At 64.6% G+C, this 20360-nt stretch carries 22 protein-coding genes; 9 read left to right on the top strand and 13 right to left on the bottom strand.

Features of this window, described 5'->3' with window-relative positions:
- Nucleotides 1-3 precede the first annotated feature (3 nt).
- Nucleotides 4-267 (bottom strand): hypothetical protein, encoded by a 264-nt coding sequence (locus tag GBJ34_RS00135; RefSeq protein WP_226340992.1) that lies wholly within the window; start codon nt 265-267, stop codon nt 4-6.
- Nucleotides 268-403: 136 nt separating this feature from the next.
- On the opposite strand from GBJ34_RS00135, the gene GBJ34_RS00130 reads away from it, so the two are divergent.
- The 3 genes from GBJ34_RS00130 (at nt 404) to GBJ34_RS00120 (ending at nt 4563) form a co-directional block, all read left to right on the top strand.
- Nucleotides 404-1438: a hypothetical protein gene (locus GBJ34_RS00130; protein WP_151717225.1), complete on the top strand. Its 1035-nt coding sequence runs from the start codon at nt 404-406 to the stop codon at nt 1436-1438.
- Between the two features lie 88 nt (nt 1439-1526).
- Nucleotides 1527-3146, top strand: a complete 1620-nt coding sequence (locus GBJ34_RS21125) for a calcium-binding protein (RefSeq protein ID WP_151717224.1) — start codon at nt 1527-1529, stop codon at nt 3144-3146.
- 118 nt (nt 3147-3264) lie between these two features.
- Nucleotides 3265-4563: an O-acetylhomoserine aminocarboxypropyltransferase/cysteine synthase family protein gene (locus tag GBJ34_RS00120; RefSeq protein ID WP_151717223.1), complete on the top strand. Its 1299-nt coding sequence runs from the start codon at nt 3265-3267 to the stop codon at nt 4561-4563.
- Nucleotides 4564-4642: 79 nt separating this feature from the next.
- Here GBJ34_RS00120 and GBJ34_RS00115 read toward each other — a convergent pair whose 3' ends face one another.
- The 3 genes from GBJ34_RS00115 to GBJ34_RS00105 form a co-directional block, all read right to left on the bottom strand.
- On the bottom strand, nt 4643-6211 hold the full coding sequence (locus tag GBJ34_RS00115) for a trimethylamine methyltransferase family protein (protein ID WP_151717222.1): 1569 nt from the start codon (nt 6209-6211) through the stop codon (nt 4643-4645).
- Between the two features lie 132 nt (nt 6212-6343).
- The gene (locus tag GBJ34_RS00110; protein WP_151717221.1) at nt 6344-7036 is read right to left on the bottom strand and encodes an HAD family hydrolase; all 693 of its coding nucleotides are present in this window, start codon (nt 7034-7036) and stop codon (nt 6344-6346) included.
- A gap of 115 nt (nt 7037-7151) precedes the next feature.
- A complete protein-coding gene (locus GBJ34_RS00105) occupies nt 7152-7430 on the bottom strand; it encodes a DUF3572 domain-containing protein (RefSeq protein WP_151717220.1) in 279 nt (92 codons plus the stop codon).
- Between the two features lie 135 nt (nt 7431-7565).
- Between GBJ34_RS00105 and GBJ34_RS00100 the strand changes: the two genes are divergently transcribed.
- Nucleotides 7566-8957, top strand: coding sequence for a diguanylate cyclase (locus GBJ34_RS00100; protein WP_151717219.1), 1392 nt, complete (start codon nt 7566-7568; stop codon nt 8955-8957).
- A 27-nt stretch (nt 8958-8984) separates the two neighbouring features.
- On the opposite strand, the gene GBJ34_RS00095 is transcribed toward GBJ34_RS00100, so the two are convergent.
- The 4 genes from GBJ34_RS00095 to GBJ34_RS00080 form a co-directional block, all read right to left on the bottom strand.
- The gene (locus GBJ34_RS00095) at nt 8985-9494 is read right to left on the bottom strand and encodes a periplasmic heavy metal sensor (RefSeq protein WP_151717218.1); all 510 of its coding nucleotides are present in this window, start codon (nt 9492-9494) and stop codon (nt 8985-8987) included.
- Between the two features lie 3 nt (nt 9495-9497).
- Nucleotides 9498-9902, bottom strand: coding sequence for a hypothetical protein (locus GBJ34_RS00090; protein ID WP_151717217.1), 405 nt, complete (start codon nt 9900-9902; stop codon nt 9498-9500).
- A 75-nt stretch (nt 9903-9977) separates the two neighbouring features.
- A complete protein-coding gene (locus GBJ34_RS00085) occupies nt 9978-10583 on the bottom strand; it encodes an RNA polymerase sigma factor (RefSeq protein ID WP_151717216.1) in 606 nt (201 codons plus the stop codon).
- A 168-nt stretch (nt 10584-10751) separates the two neighbouring features.
- Nucleotides 10752-11429, bottom strand: a complete 678-nt coding sequence (locus GBJ34_RS00080; RefSeq protein WP_151717215.1) for an EF-hand domain-containing protein — start codon at nt 11427-11429, stop codon at nt 10752-10754.
- A gap of 221 nt (nt 11430-11650) precedes the next feature.
- On the opposite strand from GBJ34_RS00080, the gene GBJ34_RS00075 reads away from it, so the two are divergent.
- Together GBJ34_RS00075 and GBJ34_RS00070 are read left to right on the top strand one after the other, a co-directional pair.
- The gene (locus tag GBJ34_RS00075) at nt 11651-12070 is read left to right on the top strand and encodes a DUF983 domain-containing protein (protein WP_151717214.1); all 420 of its coding nucleotides are present in this window, start codon (nt 11651-11653) and stop codon (nt 12068-12070) included.
- Nucleotides 12060-12722, top strand: coding sequence for an NUDIX hydrolase (locus GBJ34_RS00070; RefSeq protein ID WP_192931062.1), 663 nt, complete (start codon nt 12060-12062; stop codon nt 12720-12722). Before GBJ34_RS00075 ends, GBJ34_RS00070 begins: the two co-directional genes overlap by 11 nt.
- Before the next feature lie 41 nt (nt 12723-12763).
- On the opposite strand, the gene GBJ34_RS00065 is transcribed toward GBJ34_RS00070, so the two are convergent.
- The 4 genes from GBJ34_RS00065 to pth form a co-directional block, all read right to left on the bottom strand.
- The gene (locus GBJ34_RS00065; RefSeq protein ID WP_226340991.1) at nt 12764-13300 is read right to left on the bottom strand and encodes a lipocalin family protein; all 537 of its coding nucleotides are present in this window, start codon (nt 13298-13300) and stop codon (nt 12764-12766) included.
- Nucleotides 13288-13737, bottom strand: a complete 450-nt coding sequence (locus tag GBJ34_RS00060) for a hypothetical protein (protein WP_151717212.1) — start codon at nt 13735-13737, stop codon at nt 13288-13290. Before GBJ34_RS00060 ends, GBJ34_RS00065 begins: the two co-directional genes overlap by 13 nt.
- A 273-nt stretch (nt 13738-14010) precedes the next feature.
- Nucleotides 14011-15042 (bottom strand): aldo/keto reductase, encoded by a 1032-nt coding sequence (locus tag GBJ34_RS00055; protein WP_151717211.1) that lies wholly within the window; start codon nt 15040-15042, stop codon nt 14011-14013.
- Between the two features lie 71 nt (nt 15043-15113).
- Entirely contained in the window at nt 15114-15869 is a 756-nt protein-coding gene (pth, locus tag GBJ34_RS00050) for an aminoacyl-tRNA hydrolase (protein WP_151717210.1), read from the bottom strand.
- A 146-nt stretch (nt 15870-16015) separates the two neighbouring features.
- Between pth and GBJ34_RS00045 the strand changes: the two genes are divergently transcribed.
- Nucleotides 16016-16330: an antibiotic biosynthesis monooxygenase family protein gene (locus GBJ34_RS00045; RefSeq protein WP_151717209.1), complete on the top strand. Its 315-nt coding sequence runs from the start codon at nt 16016-16018 to the stop codon at nt 16328-16330.
- A gap of 71 nt (nt 16331-16401) precedes the next feature.
- Here the strand turns inward: GBJ34_RS00045 and metG are convergent, their stop codons facing one another.
- Nucleotides 16402-18120 carry a methionine--tRNA ligase gene (gene metG / locus GBJ34_RS00040; RefSeq protein WP_151717208.1) on the bottom strand — a complete coding sequence of 573 codons (1719 nt, stop codon included), beginning with the start codon at nt 18118-18120 and terminating at the stop codon, nt 16402-16404.
- 171 nt (nt 18121-18291) lie between these two features.
- On the opposite strand from metG, the gene GBJ34_RS00035 reads away from it, so the two are divergent.
- The gene (locus tag GBJ34_RS00035; RefSeq protein ID WP_151717207.1) at nt 18292-18609 is read left to right on the top strand and encodes a DUF2834 domain-containing protein; all 318 of its coding nucleotides are present in this window, start codon (nt 18292-18294) and stop codon (nt 18607-18609) included.
- Nucleotides 18610-18835: 226 nt separating this feature from the next.
- Nucleotides 18836-20017, top strand: coding sequence for a Na+/H+ antiporter NhaA (gene nhaA / locus GBJ34_RS00030; RefSeq protein WP_151717206.1), 1182 nt, complete (start codon nt 18836-18838; stop codon nt 20015-20017).
- Nucleotides 20018-20360 lie beyond the last annotated feature (343 nt).

Genomic DNA, 20360 nt, shown 5'->3' with positions numbered 1-20360 from the left:
GGCTCAGGCCCTCCCCATCTGCCAGATTGCCAGAACGGCAAGGGCTGCGGGCACCAGAAAGACCACGGCAAGGATCGGCGTCTCTTGCGCGACGCTATAGCCCGCCTTGGTCACGCCGACCCACATATTCACCAAGGCAACCCCGGCCCAGACCGGAATGAACCAGCGCAAGCCCTGCACCAGCCCGGCCATGTCATGGCCCCAAAGCCTGCCAAACAGGGCAAAAACGGCCGCCAGCATCAGGCCGCCGCAAATCACGAGTATCATATGCACGTTTTATCACACCTTTCAAAACCGCCAGCGCCCCTTGGCTGCGGCAAATCCCCGACCCGGTCACGAAAATTTTGACGCCCCTGTCCTGCACCTGTAACCTGCGGCAAAGCAGAAAACAGGCCTTGCCATCATGTCAAAAGTCACCGCCCCCGCGCAAGCCTCAGGGACAATTCCTGCGCCTGCGGGGCAAAAATTCAACATTCTTGCCGTGGTCCAGGCTGGTCGGCTGCAATATGAGGCCGTGTTGCTGGCGGCGTCCCTGCGGCAAAGCAATCCCGATTTCGCAGGCAAGCTCTATCTGGCAGAGCCGCAACCCGGCCCGCGCTGGTCGGGCGATCCGCGCCTGACCGACCAGACCACCCGCGATCTTCTGGCCCATCTGGGGGCCGAGTTTCTGCCCTTCGACAATCAGGTCTTTGGCGAACATTACCCCTATGGCAACAAGATCGAGGCGCTGACCGCCCTACCCGATGAGCCTTTCCTGTTCCTCGACACCGATACGCTGATCTGTGGCGACCTTGGCAGCGTGGGCTTTGATTTCACCCGCCCCTCTGCCTCGATGCGGCGCGAAGGGACCTGGCCCGAAATCGAGCTGTATGGGCCGGGCTATGGCGAGATCTGGAAATCGCTCTATGACCGCTTCGGTCTGGATTACGAAAGCAGCCTCGATCTCAGCCAGCCCGACGAATACTGGAAGCGTTACCTTTATTTCAATGCGGGCTGGTTCTTCCATGAAAGCCCGCGCGCCTTTGGGGAACGCTACCTGTCCTATGCGCGCGAAATCCGCAACAACCGCCCCTCTGCGCTGGAATGTCAGGTGCTGGACCCTTGGCTGGATCAGGTGGCGCTGCCGCTGGTGATCCATTCCTTTGGCGGCGGACGGCCAGGGCCGGAACTGGCGGGGCTGGACGCCGATGTGACCTGTCATTACCGCAGCCTGAGTCTGCTTTATGCCCGCGAAAGCGATGCGGTGGTGGCCGCGCTGGAAGCCGCCTGCGCGCCCAATGCGGTGAAGCGCGTGTTGAAAGAGCACGAGCCGATCAAGCGACTGGTCTACCAGCCCAAAGGTGCCAAGGCCCGCGCCCTGTTCGACCGCAACGACCTGCCCCGGCGCGAGCAGGTCATTCGCAACATGCTGAAAAAAGAGGGATACTGGTTCCGCTGAGCGGCGCGCCCCCCTGCCGCAAGGTTTGGGGGTGCATCCATCGCCAAGGGCCGTTATCTTGCAGGCGCAATAAGCACGAGGATCAACGATGGCGCTGTTCGTTCCCAGCCAGAACCTGACCGGCCGCAAGACCCTGCTGGTCCTGCAAAATGGCGATGATGCGCTGATCCCGCGCGCGATCTCGATCACCTCCGATTCCGGGTCAGCCATCTCGGGTCTGGGCAGCAACCACCTTGTCCGCGTCACGGGCACGCTGTCGGGCACCCAGCACGGGGTCGAGCTGGGATCAAAGGTGACCAGCACCGGCAACCGGCTGGAAGTGCTGGAAGAAGGCAATATCCTTGGCAGTTTCACCGCCGTCATGCTGCGCGGCAGCGCCACGCTGAGCAATCGTGGCGAGATCATGGGATCGGCCTATGGCATCAGCCTGCGCACCGGCAGCAACGGGTTCGTCTGGATGCAGAACGAATACCGCATCGGTGGCGGCGATATCGGCATCGTGCGCCACAGCCAATCCGATACGGGGCGCGTGGAGTTCATCAATCGCGGCCTGCTTTGGGGCGATGTGGCCTATGACGGTCTGGACCGCTCGAGAGGCGTCGATTTCATCGTCAATGAAAGCCTGATCACCGGCAATGTCTTGCTGGGTGGCGGCAATGACATTTTCGACAATCGCATCGGCTGGATCGAGGGCGAGGTGCGCGGCGAAGGCGGCAACGACACCTTCCGCCCCGGCTATCAGGCTGAACGCTTCCATGGTGGCGCGGGCTTCGACTGGGTCGATCACAGCGGCACCGAGGCCGTGACATTGTCGCTGGCCAACAGCTTTGCCGGCACTGGCCGCGCCGAGGGCGACCGGCTGATCTCCATCGAAGGGGCCATCGGCTCTGACGCGGATGACCGGCTGCAGGGCAGCAATGTCGCGAACCAGCTTTGGGGCGGCAAGGGCAATGATCTGCTGCAAGGCATGGGCGGCAATGACACGCTGCTGGGCGGTGATGGCAATGACACGCTGGATGGCGGCACCGGCAATGACCGTCTGAAAGGCGGCACCGGCAACGATGTGCTGCGCGGCGGGAATGGCCATGACCTGCTGCAAGGCGGCAGCGGCAATGACACGCTGGACGGTGGTATCGGCAATGACCGGCTGGAGGGCGGCGCGGGCAGCGACCTGCTGCGCGGCGGGGTCGGCAATGACTTGCTGCAAGGTGGCAGCGGCAATGACACGCTGGAAGGCGGCAGCGGCAATGACCGGCTGGAGGGCGGCGCGGGCAACGACCAGCTGCGCGGCGGGGTCGGCAATGACATCCTTCAGGGGGGCAGCGGCAATGACACGCTGTGGGGTGATGCGGGCAATGACACATTGCAGGGCGGCACCGGCGCGGATCTCTTGACTGGTGGTGCGGGTGCCGATGCCTTTGTCTTTGGCGCGCTGTCGGAGGGCGGCGATATCATCACCGACTTCATCAGCGGCACCGATACGATCCGCATCAGCACAGCCCTTGGCGGTGGCTTGTCGGTGGGCGTGTTGCCGGGGGCGGCCTTCCATATCGGCCCCGTCGGCCATGCCTCCGACCGGATCATCTGGCATCCCAGCGATAACACCGTCTGGTTCGATGTGGATGGCACGGGTGCTGCGGCCCCGGTGCTGCTGGCCACGCTGCAACCTGGTGCCACGCTGACCACGCAGGATATTATCGTCTTCTAGGCCCGGCCCCACGCAGACAATCTTCTGAAACCCGGCATTGGACGCGGAATGGCCGCGTCCCCCATTGCCTGCCCCTGCGCACCGGCCTAGGCTCCCGCCCGCAACGGAGGAGCTTTCCATGACCGATAAACAACCTGGCTTCGACACGCTGGCCATTCATGCCGGCGCAAACCCCGATCCTGCCACCGGCGCGCGCCAGATCCCGATTTATCAGACCACCGCCTATGTGTTCCGTGATGCCGATCACGCGGCCAAGCTCTTCAATCTGCAAGAGGTTGGCTACATCTATTCCCGCCTGACCAACCCGACCGTCGGCGCGCTGGCCGAGCGTGTCGCGGCGCTGGAGGGCGGGGTGGGCGCAGTCTGCTGCTCCTCGGGCCATGCGGCGCAGATCATGGCGCTGTTCCCGCTGATGGGGCCGGGCTGCAATGTCGTGGCCTCGACCCGGCTCTATGGCGGCACGATCCAGCAGTTTTCCAACACGATCCGCAAATTCGGCTGGTCGGCCAAATTTGTCGATTTCGATGATGCCGATGCGATCAAGGCGGCGGTTGACGACAATACCCGCGCGATCTTCTGCGAGACGATCGCCAATCCGGGCGGCGTCATCACCGATCTGGAGCTGGTCGGCAAGGTCGCAGCCGAGGTCGGCCTGCCATTGATCGTCGATAACACCACCGCCACCCCCTATCTGTGCCGCCCGATCGATTTCGGCGCGACGCTGGTTGTGCATTCGGCCACAAAATACCTGACCGGCAATGGCACCGTCACCGGCGGCGTGGTGGTCGATAGCGGCAAGTTCGATTGGTCGGCCTCGGGCAAGTTCCCCTCGCTGGCCGCCCCCGAACCCGCCTATCACGGGCTCAACTTCCATGCGGCGCTTGGTGGCATGGCCTTCACCTTCCATTCCATCGCGGTCGGTCTGCGCGATCTTGGCATGACGATGAACCCGCAAGGCGCGCATTACACGCTGATGGGAATCGAGACGCTTGGCCTGCGGATGGAACGCCATGTCGCAAACGCCAAGACCGTCGCCGAATGGCTGGAGGCCGATCCGCGGGTGGAAGGCGTGACCTGGGCGGGGCTCGCCTCGTCACCCTATCATGATCGCGTGGCGCGGATCGTGCCCAAGGGCGCGGGTGCGCTGTTCACCGTGGGCGTGAAGGGCGGCTATGAGGCCTGCGTGAAGCTGGTCGACAGTCTGAAACTGTTCAGCCATGTCGCAAACCTTGGCGATACCCGGTCGCTGATCATCCACCCGGCATCGACCACCCACCGTCAGCTGGATGAGGCGGCGCAGGTCAAGGCCGGCGCCGCGCCCAACGTTGTGCGCATCTCCATCGGGATCGAGACGGCAGCCGATATCATCGCGGATCTGGATCAGGCGCTGACGGCGGCAACCGGCAAAAGCCGCTGATCCCAGCCACGCATTCACGAGGAAACGGGCCGCAGATCCCTGCGGCCCGTTTTCCATTTCGCGCACGCGGCGCGTTCTTTCAAACCAGCCGGGCGGCTGCCTCGAACCGCGCCAATGCCTCCTGGGCTGCGTGATCCAGCGGGGGATCCTGCGCCTCATCCAGCAAACGCGCGGCCAGACGATGCGCGCGTTCCGAGGTCCAGATGCCGCCCTCTTGCTGGCGCCCCTCATAGGGGCGCAGATCGGCCAGAAATCCGGTGCCGCCCGGATGGGGGCCGCTTGCGGCAAAGCCCGCGACGCCGCGCACCGCCGCCTCGATCTGCGCCACCGCAAGCGAGACCGGGTCGGTTGCGGTCAGGTCCGGGTCTTCGTAACGAGCCATGCGTTGCAAGATCTCGCAATCCATCAGGAATTTCTCGGGGCTGGCGGTCAGGCCACCCTCCAGCCACCCCGCCGCATGATAGACCATCGTCGCCCCCGACCGTTGCGCGGCCTCCAGCGCCTGCGCCCCTTCCCAGATGCTCTGGCCATCGGGGATCGCTGCCGTGCAGCCGCCGGAGGCCCGAAAGGGCAGCCCGAAGCGGCGGCACATCTGGCCGATCATTTGGATCATGCGGGCCGAGGCGGGCCCACTGTAGACTTGTGCCCCGCTCAAGCCATCTGCGATCGGGATCAGAGCCCCCAGCATCACCGGCGTCCCTGGCACCAGCCATTGCAGCGCGACCACCGCCGACAGCGCCTCTGCCAAGGCCAGCACCACCGCACCGGCTGTTGAGGCCGGGGCGGTGGCACCCGCCACAGCAAAGGCGGTCACGCAAACCGGCTGGCCATTGCGGGCAAAGCGCAGCGCCGCCTCCATCACCGCAGCCTCCTGCCGCAGCGGCGAAACCGGATTGATATTGGTGAACATGCGCGGGGCCGCGGCAAACTCACTGGGCGACAGATTGGCCGCCAGCCGCACCATCTCCATCGACTCTTCGGCCTGTGCCGGGTTCAGCGCATAGGCATGACAGGTCTTGTCGGTCAGGCGAAGCATTTCCGCCATACAGCGCAGATGACGTTCGGGCACGGGGATATCGGCGGGCTCCACCGGATAGCCCCCCATGAAATGCACGCAGTTGAACATCTGCGACAGGCGGATCATGTCGCGGAACGCGGCGAAATCGCCGATCCGCTTGCCACGCTCCAGATCCCAGACATGGGTCGCCGACGAGATCGGGCCGAAATGGATCTGCCCCTCGCCCAGATGAAGGGCGCGCGCCGCGTTGCGCGGGGTGATGGTAAAACGGGCGGGCACGCGGCCCAACATCTCTGTCACGAAGTCTGCTGGCATCCGCACATGGCTGCCGGTCACGCGACACCCCGCCGCGCGCAGCTGGCGCGCCAGATCGGTGCTGCCAAAATCAACGCCGGTTTCCGACAGAAGGTGCAACACCGCCGCAAGGATCGCGGCCTCGCCCTCGGGTGACAGCGGCGAAAGCGGCGGGTCGCTCAGTCGCGCGGGGCCCCATGGCCGCTGGTCAAGCCCCGGATCGCGGACGGGTGGACGGGCGCGGCGCTCGCCCCGGCCAGCCTCGGCACCGTCATCCCCGGTCCCGCCCGCAACTGTCGATCCCCCAGTTGTCGATCCCACCACCGCCTGTGTCATTTCTTGCCCCTTCAGATCGCGCGATCCGCAGCCCCGACAGGGCCAGAATGCGCGGGACGCATTGTGATGAATACAATTTTTACGACAAAATCCGTCGCAAATGCAATATGCGACACAGGGCCGCGCCACGCCTCAGACGGATTGCCGATCCAGCCAGCCGGGCAAATGACCAATATCGGCCAGCACGACATCGGCATGACGCTCCAGATCGGCGGCTGTGGCGATGCCGGTCAGCACCGCGACCCGCGCCATGCCCGCCGCACGCCCGGCCTCCAGGTCATGCAGACTGTCGCCGACCATCGCCACTTCTGCCCCCCGCAAGCCAGTTGCAGACAAGAAGGCCAGAAGCTGGCCCGGACCAGGCTTGAAGCCATGCCCGGAATCATATCCTGCAACGAAATCGAACAGATCGCGCACACCATGCGCGGCAAGATGTGCCTCGGCCGGGGCCTCGGTATCATTGGTGGCAAGGCCGATCCGCAGGCCCCGCGCGCGCAGATCCTCCAGAAGCGCCCGCAGCGGCACCGCCTCCTCCATCCGCGCGCCTGCCGCCGCCTGATTGATCCGCGCAATTACCGTTGCCGCATCATGGCCCGGCAAATGGGGCAGCATCGCTTCGGCCACTTCGGGTGCGGTGCCCGCAATCGCCGGGCTGTCGGGATGAAAATCCATCGTCTCGGGCAGAAACCCGATCGAAGCGGCCAGATCGGCGCGCCGCGCCGGATCATCGCTCAGCGCCTCCAGCACGCGCAGAGCCCAGCCGCTCCAGCTGCGGCGGAAATCGAACAATGTGCCGTCCTTGTCGAAGATCACACCCCGGATCATTCGTCTCTCCCGCTTGGTGCCCCTGTTCGGGCCTGGGGTCAGCATAGCGGCAAGCCCTGCCCCGGCAAGGTCCGGCGCCGACATCGCAGGCGCCGTCCCCGTCATGTGACGCGCCTCAGGTCCAGTGCGGACCTGCCCCTCCCGGCAGCGCCATGCGCGCCTGCAACGGCTGTTCCGGCGGGCAGTTCAGGGCCGCGCTCAGGCCCAGAACAAGGGAATCATCCCCCAGCAGGAAATCGAGCACAGCCCCCAGAAACACCGGATCCTGCGCCAGATCGCGCAGATCCTGCGGCGCGGCGCCGCTGGCAGACAGGAATTGCGGCAACAACTCGTCCTGTGTCAGCAGCCAGCCCAAGGCCTGCAGGGCAAAGGTTTCAGCGGATTCCTGCCGCATCGCGCATCCTTTCCGGCAAAATCGGCCCGAAGGCCGCGCTCATCGCCCGCATCCTTAACAAACCGAAAGCATTTCTTAACCACTTAAGGGAAGAATGTAGTCTAACGTAAAGCAGATAACGCGACGGATCGGCTCATGACTGGCAGAATACTCATCGCCGACGATGTCGCGACCGAACGCATCGTCGGCAAGGCGCGTCTTGCCGCAGCCTGTTACCATCCGATGACCGCGGCGGATGGCCAAAGCTGTCTTGCGCTGGCCCGCGACATGCAGCCAAATCTGATCCTGTTGAAGTTCGACCTTCCCGATATTGACGGGCTGGAAGTGCTGCGGCGGCTGCGCGCCGACCCACTGACCTGCACCATTCCGGTGGTGATGCAAAGTGATCGCAACGACCCGCAAAGCCGCATTGCGGCGCTCTCCGCCGGGGCGGTAGATTGCCTTGTCCGCCCCGTCCCGGATGCGATCCTGATGGCGCGGTTGCGCAACCTGATGCGGGCAAGGGAATCGCTGGCCGAACTTGGCCAGCGCGACGACACATTGCAAACGCTGGGATTGGCGGAAGCCGGTGCCCCCTTCACGCCTGCCGGTCATATCATGCTGGTCACCGAACGGGCCGAAGTCGGAATGCGGCTGCGCAAAGAGCTTGCGCCGCGTCTGTCGCATCGCCTGCAGGTGCTGAACCGGGCCGAGGCGCTGTCTGACAGCCTTATGTCGGTCAATGCCGCGGTCCCCGATCTGTTTCTGATCGATATCGAGCCCGGTTATGCCGGGCTGCGCCTGATGTCGGAACTGCGCTCGCGCTCAAGCACCCGCCATGCCGGGATCGTGCTTTTGCAATGCAATGCGACCACCGACGACATTGCGATGTCCTATGACATGGGCGCGCATCTCGTCCTGCATGGCCAGGTCTCGACCGAAGAAGTCGCGGTGCATCTGAACAACCTGATCCGCACCAAACAATCGGATGATCGGTTGCGCGCCTCGGTGCAAAGCGGATTGCGGCTCGCCGTGATCGATCCGTTGACGGGGCTATATAACCGCCGCTACGCCCTGCCCCGCCTGGCAAGCATTGCCGGGCGCGCCTTTGCGACCCAAGGCAGCTTTGCCGTGATGGTCATCGATCTGGATCGCTTCAAGGCCGTCAACGATGCCTATGGTCATGGGGCGGGTGACACTGTGCTGGTCGAGGTGTCGCAACGGCTGACCGACAACCTGCGCGCCTCAGATCTGGTCGCGCGCATCGGGGGCGAGGAATTTCTGGTCGCGCTGCCCGATGCGGGCCTGACCGATGCCAAGCGCACCGCCGAACGGCTTTGTGAGGTGGTTCAGGCGCACCCGATCCAACTGCGCAATGGAGTTGCGCTGACGGTCACAGTTTCGATCGGGTTGGCTCTGGCCCGGCCCGGCCTGCCGGATGCGCAATCCGAGGCGATCACCGCCGTCATCGAACGCGCCGACCGGGCGCTGCTCTTGGCCAAGGCGGGGGGCCGCAACCAGGTGCGGCTGAGCGGCGCGCAGCCCTGAAGGGCCGCACGCCGTTGCCATCGGCCATCAGGGTTTGGGGCCGCCCTTGCGGCCATCGCCATGGCGCTTGAGGCTGTCCTCAAGGCGTTCGGCAAAGCGCAACCGCGCCTCGGGCGTCATCGCCACGATCCGGTCACGCAGCAATGTGCGACCCAGGGCCATCTGGTCGGAAAAGCGGCTGCCCTGCTGCGCCATCGCGGCATCAAGTGTGGCCGGATCGAAGGGCTCGGCGCGCAGGGCCTGCAAGACCGCCTCCATATCGGCGCGCATCCCTGCGCGAAATGCCGCGCCACCATTGCTGCGCTCTATGAAGTCGCGCCGCAATTCCTTGCGATCCGCCTCGTCCAGCGCACCGGCAAAGGGACCAAATCCGGCATCTCGGGTTTTATCCCTGGGCTCGGGCGGGCCTTTCAGCAAGGCCCCGCCAATCACGCCCAGCACCAGCAGATTCACCGCCAGCGAGGCAAGGAAGGCACGTTTCCAAAACTTGGCCCCGCGCGGGCCTGAAGGCTTCGTCGCTGTCACGTCACGCGCCATGCCTCAACCCTCCGCAAGCCAGCCGTCAAAGCTGGGAATGAGTTCCACCATATCCGCATCCTCGCCGTCGATCGCGTCATCGCCTGCGCCCTGCAGCACCGCGCTGACCGCCTCGACCGGGGTGGCCAAGGGTGCCGGCTGGGCAAAACCAAGCCAGATCCCGGCAAGGCCAGCCGTGGCCAGCCCGGCACCAGCCGCGCCAAAGCCGCTGAACAGCGCCAGGATCTGCATCAGCACACCGCCGCGCATTGACGGGCGGGGCACCGGCGTCAGTGCCGGTTGCGGCTGCATTTCGCAGGCGTCCTGCATGACCCGCGCCAGAAGTGCAGGCGAGGGCTGCAGGTTCTGCAAGCGGGCGGCCTCCAGCAATGTGTCGAGCTGCATCCCATCAAGTTCCCGTGGCGTCATCTCACACCTCCAGCCTGCAGGGCGCGGCCCTGCCCGCGGCGCGGCGGCAGGCACAGCCCCCGAAGCAATGTCCCGTCACGCCACATCCGCCTCATCCTCATATCCCAGTTCGGGCCGCTGTCCGGCAAGCAGCGCGGCTAGGCCGCGCTTGCCACGCGCAGTCAGACTTTCGACCGCCTCGACCCCGATTTCCATCACCGTGGCAATCTCGGGGTTGGTCATCCCCTCCAGATGGCGCAGGATCACGGCTTGGCGCTGCCGGTCCGGCAGTTGCGCCAGTGCCTGATCCAGCGCCGCCATCCGGTCGGCCTCGATCAATCGTCCCACCACGCCGGGGCCCGGATCGGCAATTTCGGGGGCGTCATCCAGTGCCGCCGCGCCGCGCCTGCGCCGCGCCCGATGGCGATCCGTCACCAGATTGGTCACCACCCGGAACAGCCAGGTCAGCACCTGCGCCTCACCGCGCCGCCAGTCCGGCGCGATCCGCCACAGCCGCAACAGCGCCTCTTGCGTCACGTCCTCGGCCTCGGCCCGGTCACCCAGCAGCCGCGCCGCATAGCCCAAGACCCTCGGCGTCAACCGCAGCACCAGCACCCGCGCAGCCATCGGCTCGCCCTGCGCATAGCGGGCAAGCAGATCCTCGTCGGCAAGCTCGGCCAGATCATCAAGCGGCATTGTCATCGCGGTCCAGAATTACCCTTCGGGCCGTGCCCCGGCAAGCCATGCGCCCTGCCGAGTGTCGTCGTGCAAGGCAGGCGAGCAAGCGGCCTGCCGAAACGTTCAGGTTCAGACCGGATCGCCCGACCTGACGGGTTGGCGGGCCGGATCTCCAGCCCGCCAAACCTTGCCTCAGTTTGCGCCTTCAGCGGGCGGCGGCGGGGCATCCGGGCCATCTGCCGGGCCATGATCGGGGCCATGGTCCGGCCCGGGGCCACGCTTCTTGCCATGCGGCCGGTGTTCATGATCGTGGCCGGGGCCATGGTCACGATCCCAGCCGGGGCCGCCGCGCTTGCCCTTGCCGCGCTCAGCCATCCGGGCCTTGGCGGCATCGAGCTCGGCCTTGGAAATGGCACCATCTCCATCGGTGTCGATCCGCTGCAACATCTTGCCACCGATGCGCGGCTCCGCCCCGCCGATCAGCTCGGCCACGCTCACCGTGCCATCGCCATCGGCATCCAGATCCTGCATCCGGCGGTCTGCCCCGGCGCGCAGCCGCGCCTCGATCTGCTTCAACTGCGCGGCGACCAGTTCATCGGCCGAGATATTGCCATCGCCATCGATGTCGATCGCCTTCAACTGGGCCGCGCGATAGGCCTTGATCTCTGCCGGGGTCAGTTTGCCATCCTTATCGGCATCGACCGCGTCAAAGTCGAAATCCGGCCCCCCGAACGGGCCACCAAACGGCATCATCATCATGCCCATCGGCGGGCGTGCATCGCGGGCGCGATCCGCCAAGGCGGCCGATCCCAACCCGCCCACGAGAATGAGCCCAAGCGCCACCGAATATCCAAGCGTCCGTTTCTGCATGGTGCGTGTCCTGTGTTGCGAAACCTGCGGCCGCTCCTTGCGACCGTCACAGCATCAACGCAGCAGCCCGCGCTTTCCGTCGCGCCTGCCGGGATTTTCCGCAGACCGTGCCCAAATGCGACTTTAGCGCGCATGTTTGTGCTGCCCCCTATCCGTGCCGGGGCGGGATGCCTATGATCTGTGACAGCGACAGGAACCGTTTACAGGATTCAGAGGCCAAGATGGATTCGAACCTCAGCACCGCTTTGTCCGGCAATGCCCTATCCGGGCAGGGTGAAGAACGTCCGATCTGGCCCGCAGTGCTGCGCGGCTGGCAGCGCTGCTGCCCCAATTGCGGGTCCGGGCCGATGCTGCGTGGCTATCTGAAGGTGCGCGAGACCTGCCCCGCCTGCGGCGAAGAGCTTTATCATCAACGCGCCGATGACGGCCCGGCCTATATCACCATTCTGGTCGTCGCCCATATCGTGATCCCTGCGATGATGTGGGCGTTTCTGGGCTTCCGCCCCGATCCCTTCATCCTGATGGCGGGGTTTTCGGTCCTTTCGGTGGGGCTGACGCTGTGGCTGCTGCCCCGCATCAAGGGGGCGTTCGTCGCGCTGCAATGGTCGCGCCGGATGCATGGTTTCGGCAATGACGGCTGATCTGCCGATCCGCCCTGCCGCCACTGTGATCCTGAGCCGCAAGGGGCCGCAAGGCCCCGAAGTGCTGATGGGTCAGCGTGGCGCAGGTGCGGCTTTCATGCCGTCGAAATACGTCTTTCCGGGCGGCGCGGTCGATGCGGGCGACGCCCATGTGCCGCTGGCCGCCGGTCTGCCTGGCCCCTGTGCAGCCCTGCTGGCCGCAGATGCCCCCGGCCCCGAGGCCCTTGCCGCCGCCGCCATCCGCGAGGTGTTCGAGGAAACCGGACTTGCCTTGGGCCGCCCCGGTGCCTGGCCCGGCACCGCCCCTGCCGGATGGGCAGGCTTTGCCGCGCGTGGCCTTGTCCCCGAGGCGTCGGGATTGCGCCTGATCTTCCGCGCCATCACCCCGCCGGGGCGCCCGCGCCGCTTTGACGCGCGGTTCTTTCTGGCCGATGCGGCAGCGATTCATGGCGACAGTGATGATTTCTCGGGGGCCGAGGACGAGCTGTCACATCTGCACTGGATCGCCTTGTCGGAAGTGCGGCGGCTGGACCTGCCCTTCATCACCGAGGTGGTGCTGTCAGAGGTTGCGCTGATCCTGTCGGGCGGCAGCCAGCCCGGCGTGCCCTTCTTCGACAATGCGACGCAAAGGCCGACATTCCGCAGACTTTAGGCCGCAGACTTTGAGGGGCCGCTGACTTTTGGCAGCAGGCTTCAGAACAGCTGCAACCGGCCCAGATCGTAGCCGTTCCAGTCCAGGATCTCGCGCGCGGCGGTCAGGCGGTCGGCGGGCAGACGACCGCTGCGCTCCAGAATGAACCCCATTTCGCCGGTGGGGGTGCCGATGACCAGCGTGCGCAGATCGACATCTGCCCAGATGATCCACCAGGGCTGGGTGATGCCCTGTGGCGTGGCCGTCTCCGGGATCAGTCGGCCCGGCACCGGCAGCGCGGCTTGACCCGCAAAGCGTTGCCGCGCCCCGCCAAGGCAAAGATCAGCCTGCAAGGGGATGCTCGCCCCCTGCGGCGCGCCAATGCGCACCCCGCCGGGTTTGCAGCCCCCCGGGCTTGCGGCAAAGCTCGCGACCTGGTGCCAATCCCCTTGCAGCCGTGCCGGGTCCAGCACCGCATTCGAATAGATCGGCTGGCCCTGATTGCGATAGGCTTGGCGGATCTCGGGTTTGGGCGCGCCACAGGCGGTCAGCGCCAGCAGCGCGAGGGTGGCCAATTTCAACACGGTCAATCGATACACAATGTCACCTGACGGCCATCGGCCTGAAGAATGTCGTTGCAGCCAAACAGCGGCTTGAGCGGCGCGCAAGTGCCCGAACGCGCAAGGCAGGCCCCGTCACAATCGCTTTCCCGGCGGCAGGATTTGCCGCCATCGCGGGTGCTGAAGACACAGGATTTGATGCCCTTGCCGCCCGTGTCACGCCATGTGCCGCGTGACTTTTCGCAGGCAAGTTGCATCGGCGATTTTGGCGCGGCGGGTGCGGCCTCCTCCTCCGGGGCGGGTGCCTCTGGCGCGGTCGCCTCCGCTGTGGCGGCATCGGATTTCGGGGTGACCTCGGGCGCGGACGGCGTGCCTTTGGCGGCGATGGTGCCGGCAGGGATCGCAGGGCCTGCGGTCAGGTCCCCCGGTTTAGCGGCCGGCTTTGCGACGGCGGCACCTGCGGTGGCAGATGTCACCGCAACAGGTGCCGCAGAAATCGGGCCGCCAGTGATGGGCCCCCCGGTGATTGTGCCGGGCGCGGCAGTCACGCCAGCGGCGGCAGCACTTGGCGCTTCAGATGCCGGGGCTTCGGATTTGCCAAAAGGCAAACCCAGCTGGCACCCTGCCAAAACCCCGCAAAGCAGAAGTCCCACCGCGAACCGCATCATCCCCCCAAAGCCCGATCCCTGCGCCCCAGATGGCCGAAACGCCGCTGATTTGGCAAGTCACGAACCCGCGTCACGCCGCTCTCAGAACGGGGCCGGATGTTCGCGCCAGATCGCCGCGATCCCGGCCAGAACCTCGTCCGACAGGCGCAGATCGGCCGCCGCAATATTGCTGCGCAGTTGGTCCATGGTCGTGGCGCCAATGATCGGAATGCAGGGATAGGGCCGGGTGCGGCAGAAGGCGAGCGCCATCTGGCACGCATCCAGCCCATGATCGCGGGCAAGCCCCAGATAGGCCGAGATCGCAGGAAAGACCTGCGGGGTGACCCGTCCGCCCAGGGTCGGGTTGACGCTGCGGCGGGTGCGGTCGGGGATCACGTCTCCGGCGTATTTTCCCGAAAGCAGCCCTGCGGCCAGCGGCGACCATGCCAGCAGCGGCATATTCTCCATCGCGGAAAGCTCGGCCCAATCTGTGTCGAACCCGCGATGCAGCAGCGAATATTCATTCTGGATCGTGGCCATGCGCGGCAGGCCCATCTCATCGGCCAGCCGCAACCATTGCGCCGTGCCCCAGACGGTTTCATTGGACAGGCCAATGGCGCGGATCTTGCCTGCCTTCACCGCCGCCTGTGCGACCTCCAGCACCTCTTGCATATGCGCAAGCGTGCCCGCGCGGTCGGTCTTGGGCACATAGGCCCAGTTTTCGCGAAAGTGATAGCTGTCGCGATTGGGCCAGTGCAATTGATAAAGATCGATGTAATCGGTCTTGAGACGGCGCAGCGATGCCTCAAGCGCCTCGGTGAAGGATGTGGGTGTGATGCCGTCTTCGCGCAGATTGCCTGCGCCCACGATCTTGGTCGCCAGCACCACCTTGTCGCGCCCGCCTTGGGCGGCAAACCAATTGCCGATGATCGCCTCGGTATTCCCGGCAGTTTCAGGCTTTACCGGATTGGTCGGATACATCTCGGCGGTGTCCCAGAAACCGACGCCCTGCCCCAAGGCATAGGCGATCTGTTCATGCGCCTCGGCCTCGGTGTTCTGGGTGCCCCAGGTCATGGTGCCAAGGCAATACTCGGAAACGGTCAGGCCGGTCTGGCCCAGCGGGATCTGTTGCATAGGGGGTCTCCTGTTGCGGGCAGCCTAGCCAGCAAAGCGGCAATGGCAACCCCTGGCGAGGCACGGGCGTTTCAGCGGAAACGATCTGCCAGCTTTTGCAGCGCGCTACGGGTATCGGGGGTCTCTGCCTGCGGTGCGAGCTTCGGCGCGGGCACCGCATCAGCCCTGGGCGCGGGTTTGGCGGGCGCGTCAGCCTTGCTCTCTTGCGGAGCCTTCCCGCGCGGCCCCCCCTCACGCTGCTGCCCGGTGGAGGCGCGTGGTGGCGCGGTGCGCAAGGCAACCGCGTTGAGGAACCGCGCCGCATCATCCGCCGCAAGCGCCGCAGCCCCGTCGCCGATGCCGCGCAGCAGATCATCCAGCCAAGCCTGATCGGCCTTGCCGAAATCATGCAGCACATAGCCCGCCACTGCATCCTTGTGGCCCGGATGGCCGATGCCAAGCCGCACGCGGTGATAGGCCTCGCCGATATGGGCATGGATGGAGCGCAAGCCGTTATGGCCCGCGTGCCCGCCGCCGGTCTTCACCCGGATGCGCCCCGGCGCAAGGTCCAGCTCGTCATGGAACACTGTTACGTCATCGGGCGTCAGCTTGTGAAATCGCATCGCCTCACCCACCGATTGGCCGGACAGGTTCATGAAGGTCTCGGGCTTCAGCAGCACGATCCGTTCCGATCCGAACCGCCCCTCGGAGACCAGCCCCTGAAAGCCGCGCTTCCAGCCGGAAAAGCCGTGATCCTGCGCGATCAGATCCAGTGCCATGAAGCCGATATTGTGCCGGTTGCCCGCATATTTCGCGCCCGGATTGCCAAGGCCCACCCAAAGTTTCATTGCGACATTTCCCCCCTGAGGACGGCAGGCCCTTGACCTTGCGCCTTATTGCCCCGATTTTCGCCGGGAAGCCAGACAGAGCGCAAGCGTCCCCCTCTCCCGTTGCGCGCATCCAGCGATTTCCGATCTGGCCGAAGGGGGATGCCATGTATCTGACGATGAACCGTTTCCGCATCAAGCCGGGGCATGAGGCGACCTTCGAGGCGATCTGGAAGGCGCGCGACAGCCAGTTGCCGCAGGTGCCGGGTTTCGTGTCCTTCCATCTGGTGAAGGGACCTGCGCGCGAAGATCATACGCTTTACGCCTCGCATACTGTCTGGGAAAGCGAGGGTGATTTCCAGGCCTGGACGCAATCCGAGGCCTTCCGTGCCGCCCATAAAGGCGCGGGCAGCCACCGCGAGATCTATGCAGGCCCGCCGGAGCTGGAATTGTTCACCTCGGTCCAGCATATCGCGAACTAGGCACTGAACGACAAAAACCGCCAAGCAAAAGGGGCCTCGCGGCCCCCTTTGTCGTTTTGGTCTGCCTGATATCAGGCCCGTGTCCCGGCAAAGCGTTGCTGCCAATCGGCGCGCTCTTCATCGGTGATCTTGCGGAACAGGTTTTCCGGCACGCTGAAGGCGTGACCCGGGGCAAGCGCCGCGATCGCGGCGGGCACATCCTCGGGCCATGTCCAGTCGCTGCTGCCCATCGCGTCCATCATGGTCTGCGCTGCATCCGGGATGAAGGGGCGCGACAGAATCGCATAGATGCGGATCAGGTTCAGGCTGAGACGGATCATCGCCTCGGCCCGGGCCGGATCGGTCTTGATCGCGCTCCAGGGCGCCGCCGATTGCAGATATTCGTTGCCGATCACCCAGATCGCGCGCAGCTCAGCCGCGGCCTTGCGTACCTCGATCTGGTTCATGAAGGTTTCGTAATCGCGGATCCGGGTCGTCAGATCGGCAATCAGCGCCTCTTCCTGCGGGCCGAAGGTGCCGCCTTCCGGCACCGCCTCGCCCAGTTTGGACTTGGCGAATTTGGTGACCCGGCTGACGAAATTCCCCAGCACATCCGCCAGATCCTTGTTCACCGAAGCCTGGAAGTTTTCCCAGGTGAATTCTGCATCCGAGGATTCCGGGGCGTGGCTCAGCAGCCACCAGCGCCAGTAATCCGACGGCAGGATCGACAGCGCCTGATCCATGAACACGCCGCGCCCGCGCGAGGTCGAGAACTGGCCGCCATCATAATTCAGGTAATTGAAGGACTTGAGGTAATCGACCATCTTCCACGGCTCGCCCGATCCAAGGATCGTCGCCGGGAAGCTGAGCGTGTGGAACGGCACATTGTCCTTGCCCATGAACTGGAAATAGGTGACGTCGGACGCCCCCTTGTCGGTGCGCCACCAACGCTGCCAGTCGGCATCATGCTTGCCATTGGCATCGGCCCATTCCGCCGTGCCCGCGATATATTCGATCGGCGCATCGAACCAGACATAGAAGACCTTGCCTTCCATCCCCGGCCAGGGCTGGTCGCCCTTCTTCACCGGGATGCCCCAATGCAGATCGCGGGTGATGCCGCGATCCTGCAGGCCATCGCCGTCATTGAGCCATTTCTTGGCAATCGAGGTGGTCAGCAGCGGCCAGTCGGTCTTGCTGTCGATCCAGGCCTCGATCTTGTCCTTCAACGCGCGCTGCATCAGGTAAAGGTGCTTGGTCTCGCGCAGTTCCAGATTGGTGGACCCCGAAATCGTCGAATGCGGGTTGATCAGATCGGTCGGGTCCAGCTGCTTGGTGCAATTGTCGCATTGATCGCCGCGCGCGGAATCGTAGCCGCAATTCGGGCAGGTACCTTCGACATAGCGGTCAGGCAGGAAACGGCCATCATCGATGGAATAGATCATCTTTTCAGATACTTCGCGGATCAGGCCGTTCTCGGCCAGCTTGCCCGCGAAATGCTGGGTCAGCAGATGGTTGCGCTCGCTGGAGGAACGCCCGAAATGGTCAAAGGACAGCCGGAAGCCCTTTGCGATCTCGGCCTGAACCCCGTGCATCTCGGCGCAATATTCCGCAACCGGCTTGCCGGCCTTTGCCGCGGCCAGTTCGGCCGGGGTGCCATGCTCATCGGTGGCGCAGATGAACATCACCTCATCGCCGCGCCCGCGCTTGTAGCGCGCAAACAGATCGGCGGGCAGCTGCGAACCGACAAGGTTCCCCAGATGCTTGATCCCGTTGATATAGGGAATCGCCGAAGTGATGAGAATCCGAGCCATGCGCCTGCCCCCTATGTCGTGCCCGCGCTGTTTAACGCCAAGCACCCGCAGGGGAAAGGGGGCGCGGTGCCCCTGCCCCGATGCAACGGGCGCAAACGCCGCATGGCATCTTGCCACCAGCCCGGGCTAAGGTTGCGCCGACTATCGCATAGCGTGAAGGAAAGAACCCCGATGACCGTCAAACGTTTCTACCTGCTTATGGCGGTGATCGGCACCCTGGTGCCATGGCTGTTCTTTGGCCGTTTCTTTGCCCTGAACGGATTGGATATCCCATTGTTCATCACATCATTGTTCGCCAATGGGGCCGCGGGCGGCTTCTCCGCGGATGTGCTGATCGCCATCCCGGTCTTCTGGTTCTGGTCCTGGCGTGACGCGGCCGAACGCGGACTTAGACATTGGTGGCTGGTTCTTCCGGCGGGCTTCTGCGTTGGCCTCTCGCTGGCGCTGCCGCTTTATCTTTATCTGCGCGAACCTTCTGCCAAGGCGTGACCAAGGGCTGGGATCTGCGCCGGTGCCCCGCCGCATCCTGACCAAAGCGCCGGTCGCGACGCAGGCCATCTGAAAACGGGCAATCCGAAAATCTGGCCCGCCGAACCGGTCTTGACACCTTACGGTCTGGTCCTATCTTGGGCCCAAGGCGTGTGCTGCGTGCGCCCGGGGATGCCTTCCTCGAATACGGAGACTGGTTGAAACCCGTTTCTGGAAGGAGGGCGTCATGCGTGGGCGCATTCAGAATACAATCCGGCATTTTCTCGACAGTGAAGCCGCAGGCGGCATCATCCTGATGGCGGCAGCAGCGCTTGCGCTGATCACCGCCAATTCGCCGCTATCGGCGGCCTATTTCGACGCGCTCCACATCTATCTTGGCCCGCTCTCCGTGCAACACTGGATCAACGATGCGTTGATGGTGGTGTTCTTCCTGATGGTCGGACTGGAGATCAAACGCGAGATCGTCGATGGCCATCTGTCCTCATGGCCGCGCCGGATCCTGCCGGGCGCGGCCGCCGTCGCAGGTATGGGCGTGCCGGCATTGCTCTATCTGCTGATGACGCGTGACACCGGGGCCGCCCATGGCTGGGCCATCCCCTCGGCCACCGATATTGCCTTTGCGCTTGGCGTTCTGTCGCTGCTCGGGCCGCGGGTGCCGGTCTCTCTCAAGGTGTTTCTGGCGGCCCTTGCCATCATCGATGACCTTGGTGCCGTGATCGTCATCGGCATCTTCTATACCGACGGTATCTCGCCGATGGATCTTGGCCTTGCCGCCTTGGTTCTGGCAGGGCTCATTGCACTGAACCGGTCTGGCCAGATGCGGCTTTGGCCCTATCTGGCTCTTGGCGCGCTGCTTTGGTTTTTCACGCTGCGCTCGGGCGTCCATGCGACCATCGCGGGTGTCCTGCTCGCGCTCTGTGTTCCGCTGAAACGGACACCCGGCACCCCCGAGGCTGCGCCGCATGAAAGCCCCCTGCACCGGCTGGAACATGCGCTGATCCGCCCGGTCGCCTTTGTCATCGTGCCGATTTTCGGCTTTGCCAATGCCGGGGTCAGCTTTGCAGGCATGGGCCTGGAGGCGCTGACCGCCCCGGTCACCCTTGGTGTCGCGCTTGGCCTGGCGGTGGGCAAACTGATCGGCATTTTCGGCGCGGTCGTGCTGCTGGTGCGCAGCGGGCTGGTCGACCTGCCTGCCGGGGCAAGTTGGATGCAGGTGCTGGGCGTCGCCTTGCTCTGCGGGATCGGCTTCACCATGAGCCTCTTCATCAGCCTTCTCGCCTTTGCCGATCCGCAACTGCAGAATGAAGCGAAGATCGGCATCCTTCTTGGTTCCTTCGTGGCGGGTCTGGCGGGGTGCGTGATCCTGCGTTTTGCCAAGGGCGATTCCGCTCCGGCAGAGCGGGGCTGAACAGGGCTTTTGGATCGATGTTTCAGGGGGCCTTCACGGCCCCCTTTTCCCGGCTACAAGACGCACTCCGGGGCAAAACTGCTCTGCTGCAGTTTTCGGTGTAAAACTCTGCAGTTTTTGCCGTCGCGCTACAACCGGTGTTGTTTGACACCAGTTCCTGCAGAGATGCGGGAATAAGTGGGAACAGGCGGTTACACCTGAAAATCGCTGTGATTACGGGGCTTTATGGCGATACTGGCGGGGCGGCACGGCTTTGTTGCAGAAGTCCCCAGGGAGCAGGATTCACACGGGGAATCCATGGGGTTAATGGTCTGAGATGACGAGACCTGATCCTGCCCGCTAT

Origin of the sequence: Gemmobacter serpentinus, assembly GCF_008973825.1 — a bacterium.
In the GTDB taxonomy this organism is placed as follows: Bacteria; Pseudomonadota; Alphaproteobacteria; order Rhodobacterales; family Rhodobacteraceae; genus Gemmobacter; species Gemmobacter serpentinus.
The sequence above is the reverse complement of the archived record's forward strand: the minus strand, read 5'-3'. Positions and strand labels throughout refer to the sequence as shown.

What these genes read in the sequence shown, in the direction of transcription:
- GBJ34_RS00095 (WP_151717218.1), bottom strand. Translation starts at nt 9,494, where the DNA reads ATGGCGCGTGACGTGACAGCGACGAAGCCTTCAGGCCCGCGCGGGGCC.
- GBJ34_RS00135 (WP_226340992.1), bottom strand. Translation starts at nt 267, where the DNA reads ATGATACTCGTGATTTGCGGCGGCCTGATGCTGGCGGCCGTTTTTGCC.
- GBJ34_RS00045 (WP_151717209.1), top strand. Translation starts at nt 16,016, where the DNA reads ATGTATCTGACGATGAACCGTTTCCGCATCAAGCCGGGGCATGAGGCG.
- GBJ34_RS00055 (WP_151717211.1), bottom strand. Translation starts at nt 15,042, where the DNA reads ATGCAACAGATCCCGCTGGGCCAGACCGGCCTGACCGTTTCCGAGTAT.
- metG (WP_151717208.1), bottom strand. Translation starts at nt 18,120, where the DNA reads ATGGCTCGGATTCTCATCACTTCGGCGATTCCCTATATCAACGGGATC.
- GBJ34_RS00110 (WP_151717221.1), bottom strand. Translation starts at nt 7,036, where the DNA reads ATGATCCGGGGTGTGATCTTCGACAAGGACGGCACATTGTTCGATTTC.
- GBJ34_RS00130 (WP_151717225.1), top strand. Translation starts at nt 404, where the DNA reads ATGTCAAAAGTCACCGCCCCCGCGCAAGCCTCAGGGACAATTCCTGCG.
- GBJ34_RS00075 (WP_151717214.1), top strand. Translation starts at nt 11,651, where the DNA reads ATGGATTCGAACCTCAGCACCGCTTTGTCCGGCAATGCCCTATCCGGG.
- GBJ34_RS00100 (WP_151717219.1), top strand. Translation starts at nt 7,566, where the DNA reads ATGACTGGCAGAATACTCATCGCCGACGATGTCGCGACCGAACGCATC.
- GBJ34_RS00120 (WP_151717223.1), top strand. Translation starts at nt 3,265, where the DNA reads ATGACCGATAAACAACCTGGCTTCGACACGCTGGCCATTCATGCCGGC.
- GBJ34_RS00070 (WP_192931062.1), top strand. Translation starts at nt 12,060, where the DNA reads ATGACGGCTGATCTGCCGATCCGCCCTGCCGCCACTGTGATCCTGAGC.
- GBJ34_RS00090 (WP_151717217.1), bottom strand. Translation starts at nt 9,902, where the DNA reads ATGACGCCACGGGAACTTGATGGGATGCAGCTCGACACATTGCTGGAG.
- GBJ34_RS00080 (WP_151717215.1), bottom strand. Translation starts at nt 11,429, where the DNA reads ATGCAGAAACGGACGCTTGGATATTCGGTGGCGCTTGGGCTCATTCTC.
- nhaA (WP_151717206.1), top strand. Translation starts at nt 18,836, where the DNA reads ATGCGTGGGCGCATTCAGAATACAATCCGGCATTTTCTCGACAGTGAA.
- pth (WP_151717210.1), bottom strand. Translation starts at nt 15,869, where the DNA reads ATGAAACTTTGGGTGGGCCTTGGCAATCCGGGCGCGAAATATGCGGGC.
- GBJ34_RS00115 (WP_151717222.1), bottom strand. Translation starts at nt 6,211, where the DNA reads ATGACACAGGCGGTGGTGGGATCGACAACTGGGGGATCGACAGTTGCG.
- GBJ34_RS00105 (WP_151717220.1), bottom strand. Translation starts at nt 7,430, where the DNA reads ATGCGGCAGGAATCCGCTGAAACCTTTGCCCTGCAGGCCTTGGGCTGG.
- GBJ34_RS00085 (WP_151717216.1), bottom strand. Translation starts at nt 10,583, where the DNA reads ATGACAATGCCGCTTGATGATCTGGCCGAGCTTGCCGACGAGGATCTG.
- GBJ34_RS21125 (WP_151717224.1), top strand. Translation starts at nt 1,527, where the DNA reads ATGGCGCTGTTCGTTCCCAGCCAGAACCTGACCGGCCGCAAGACCCTG.
- GBJ34_RS00035 (WP_151717207.1), top strand. Translation starts at nt 18,292, where the DNA reads ATGACCGTCAAACGTTTCTACCTGCTTATGGCGGTGATCGGCACCCTG.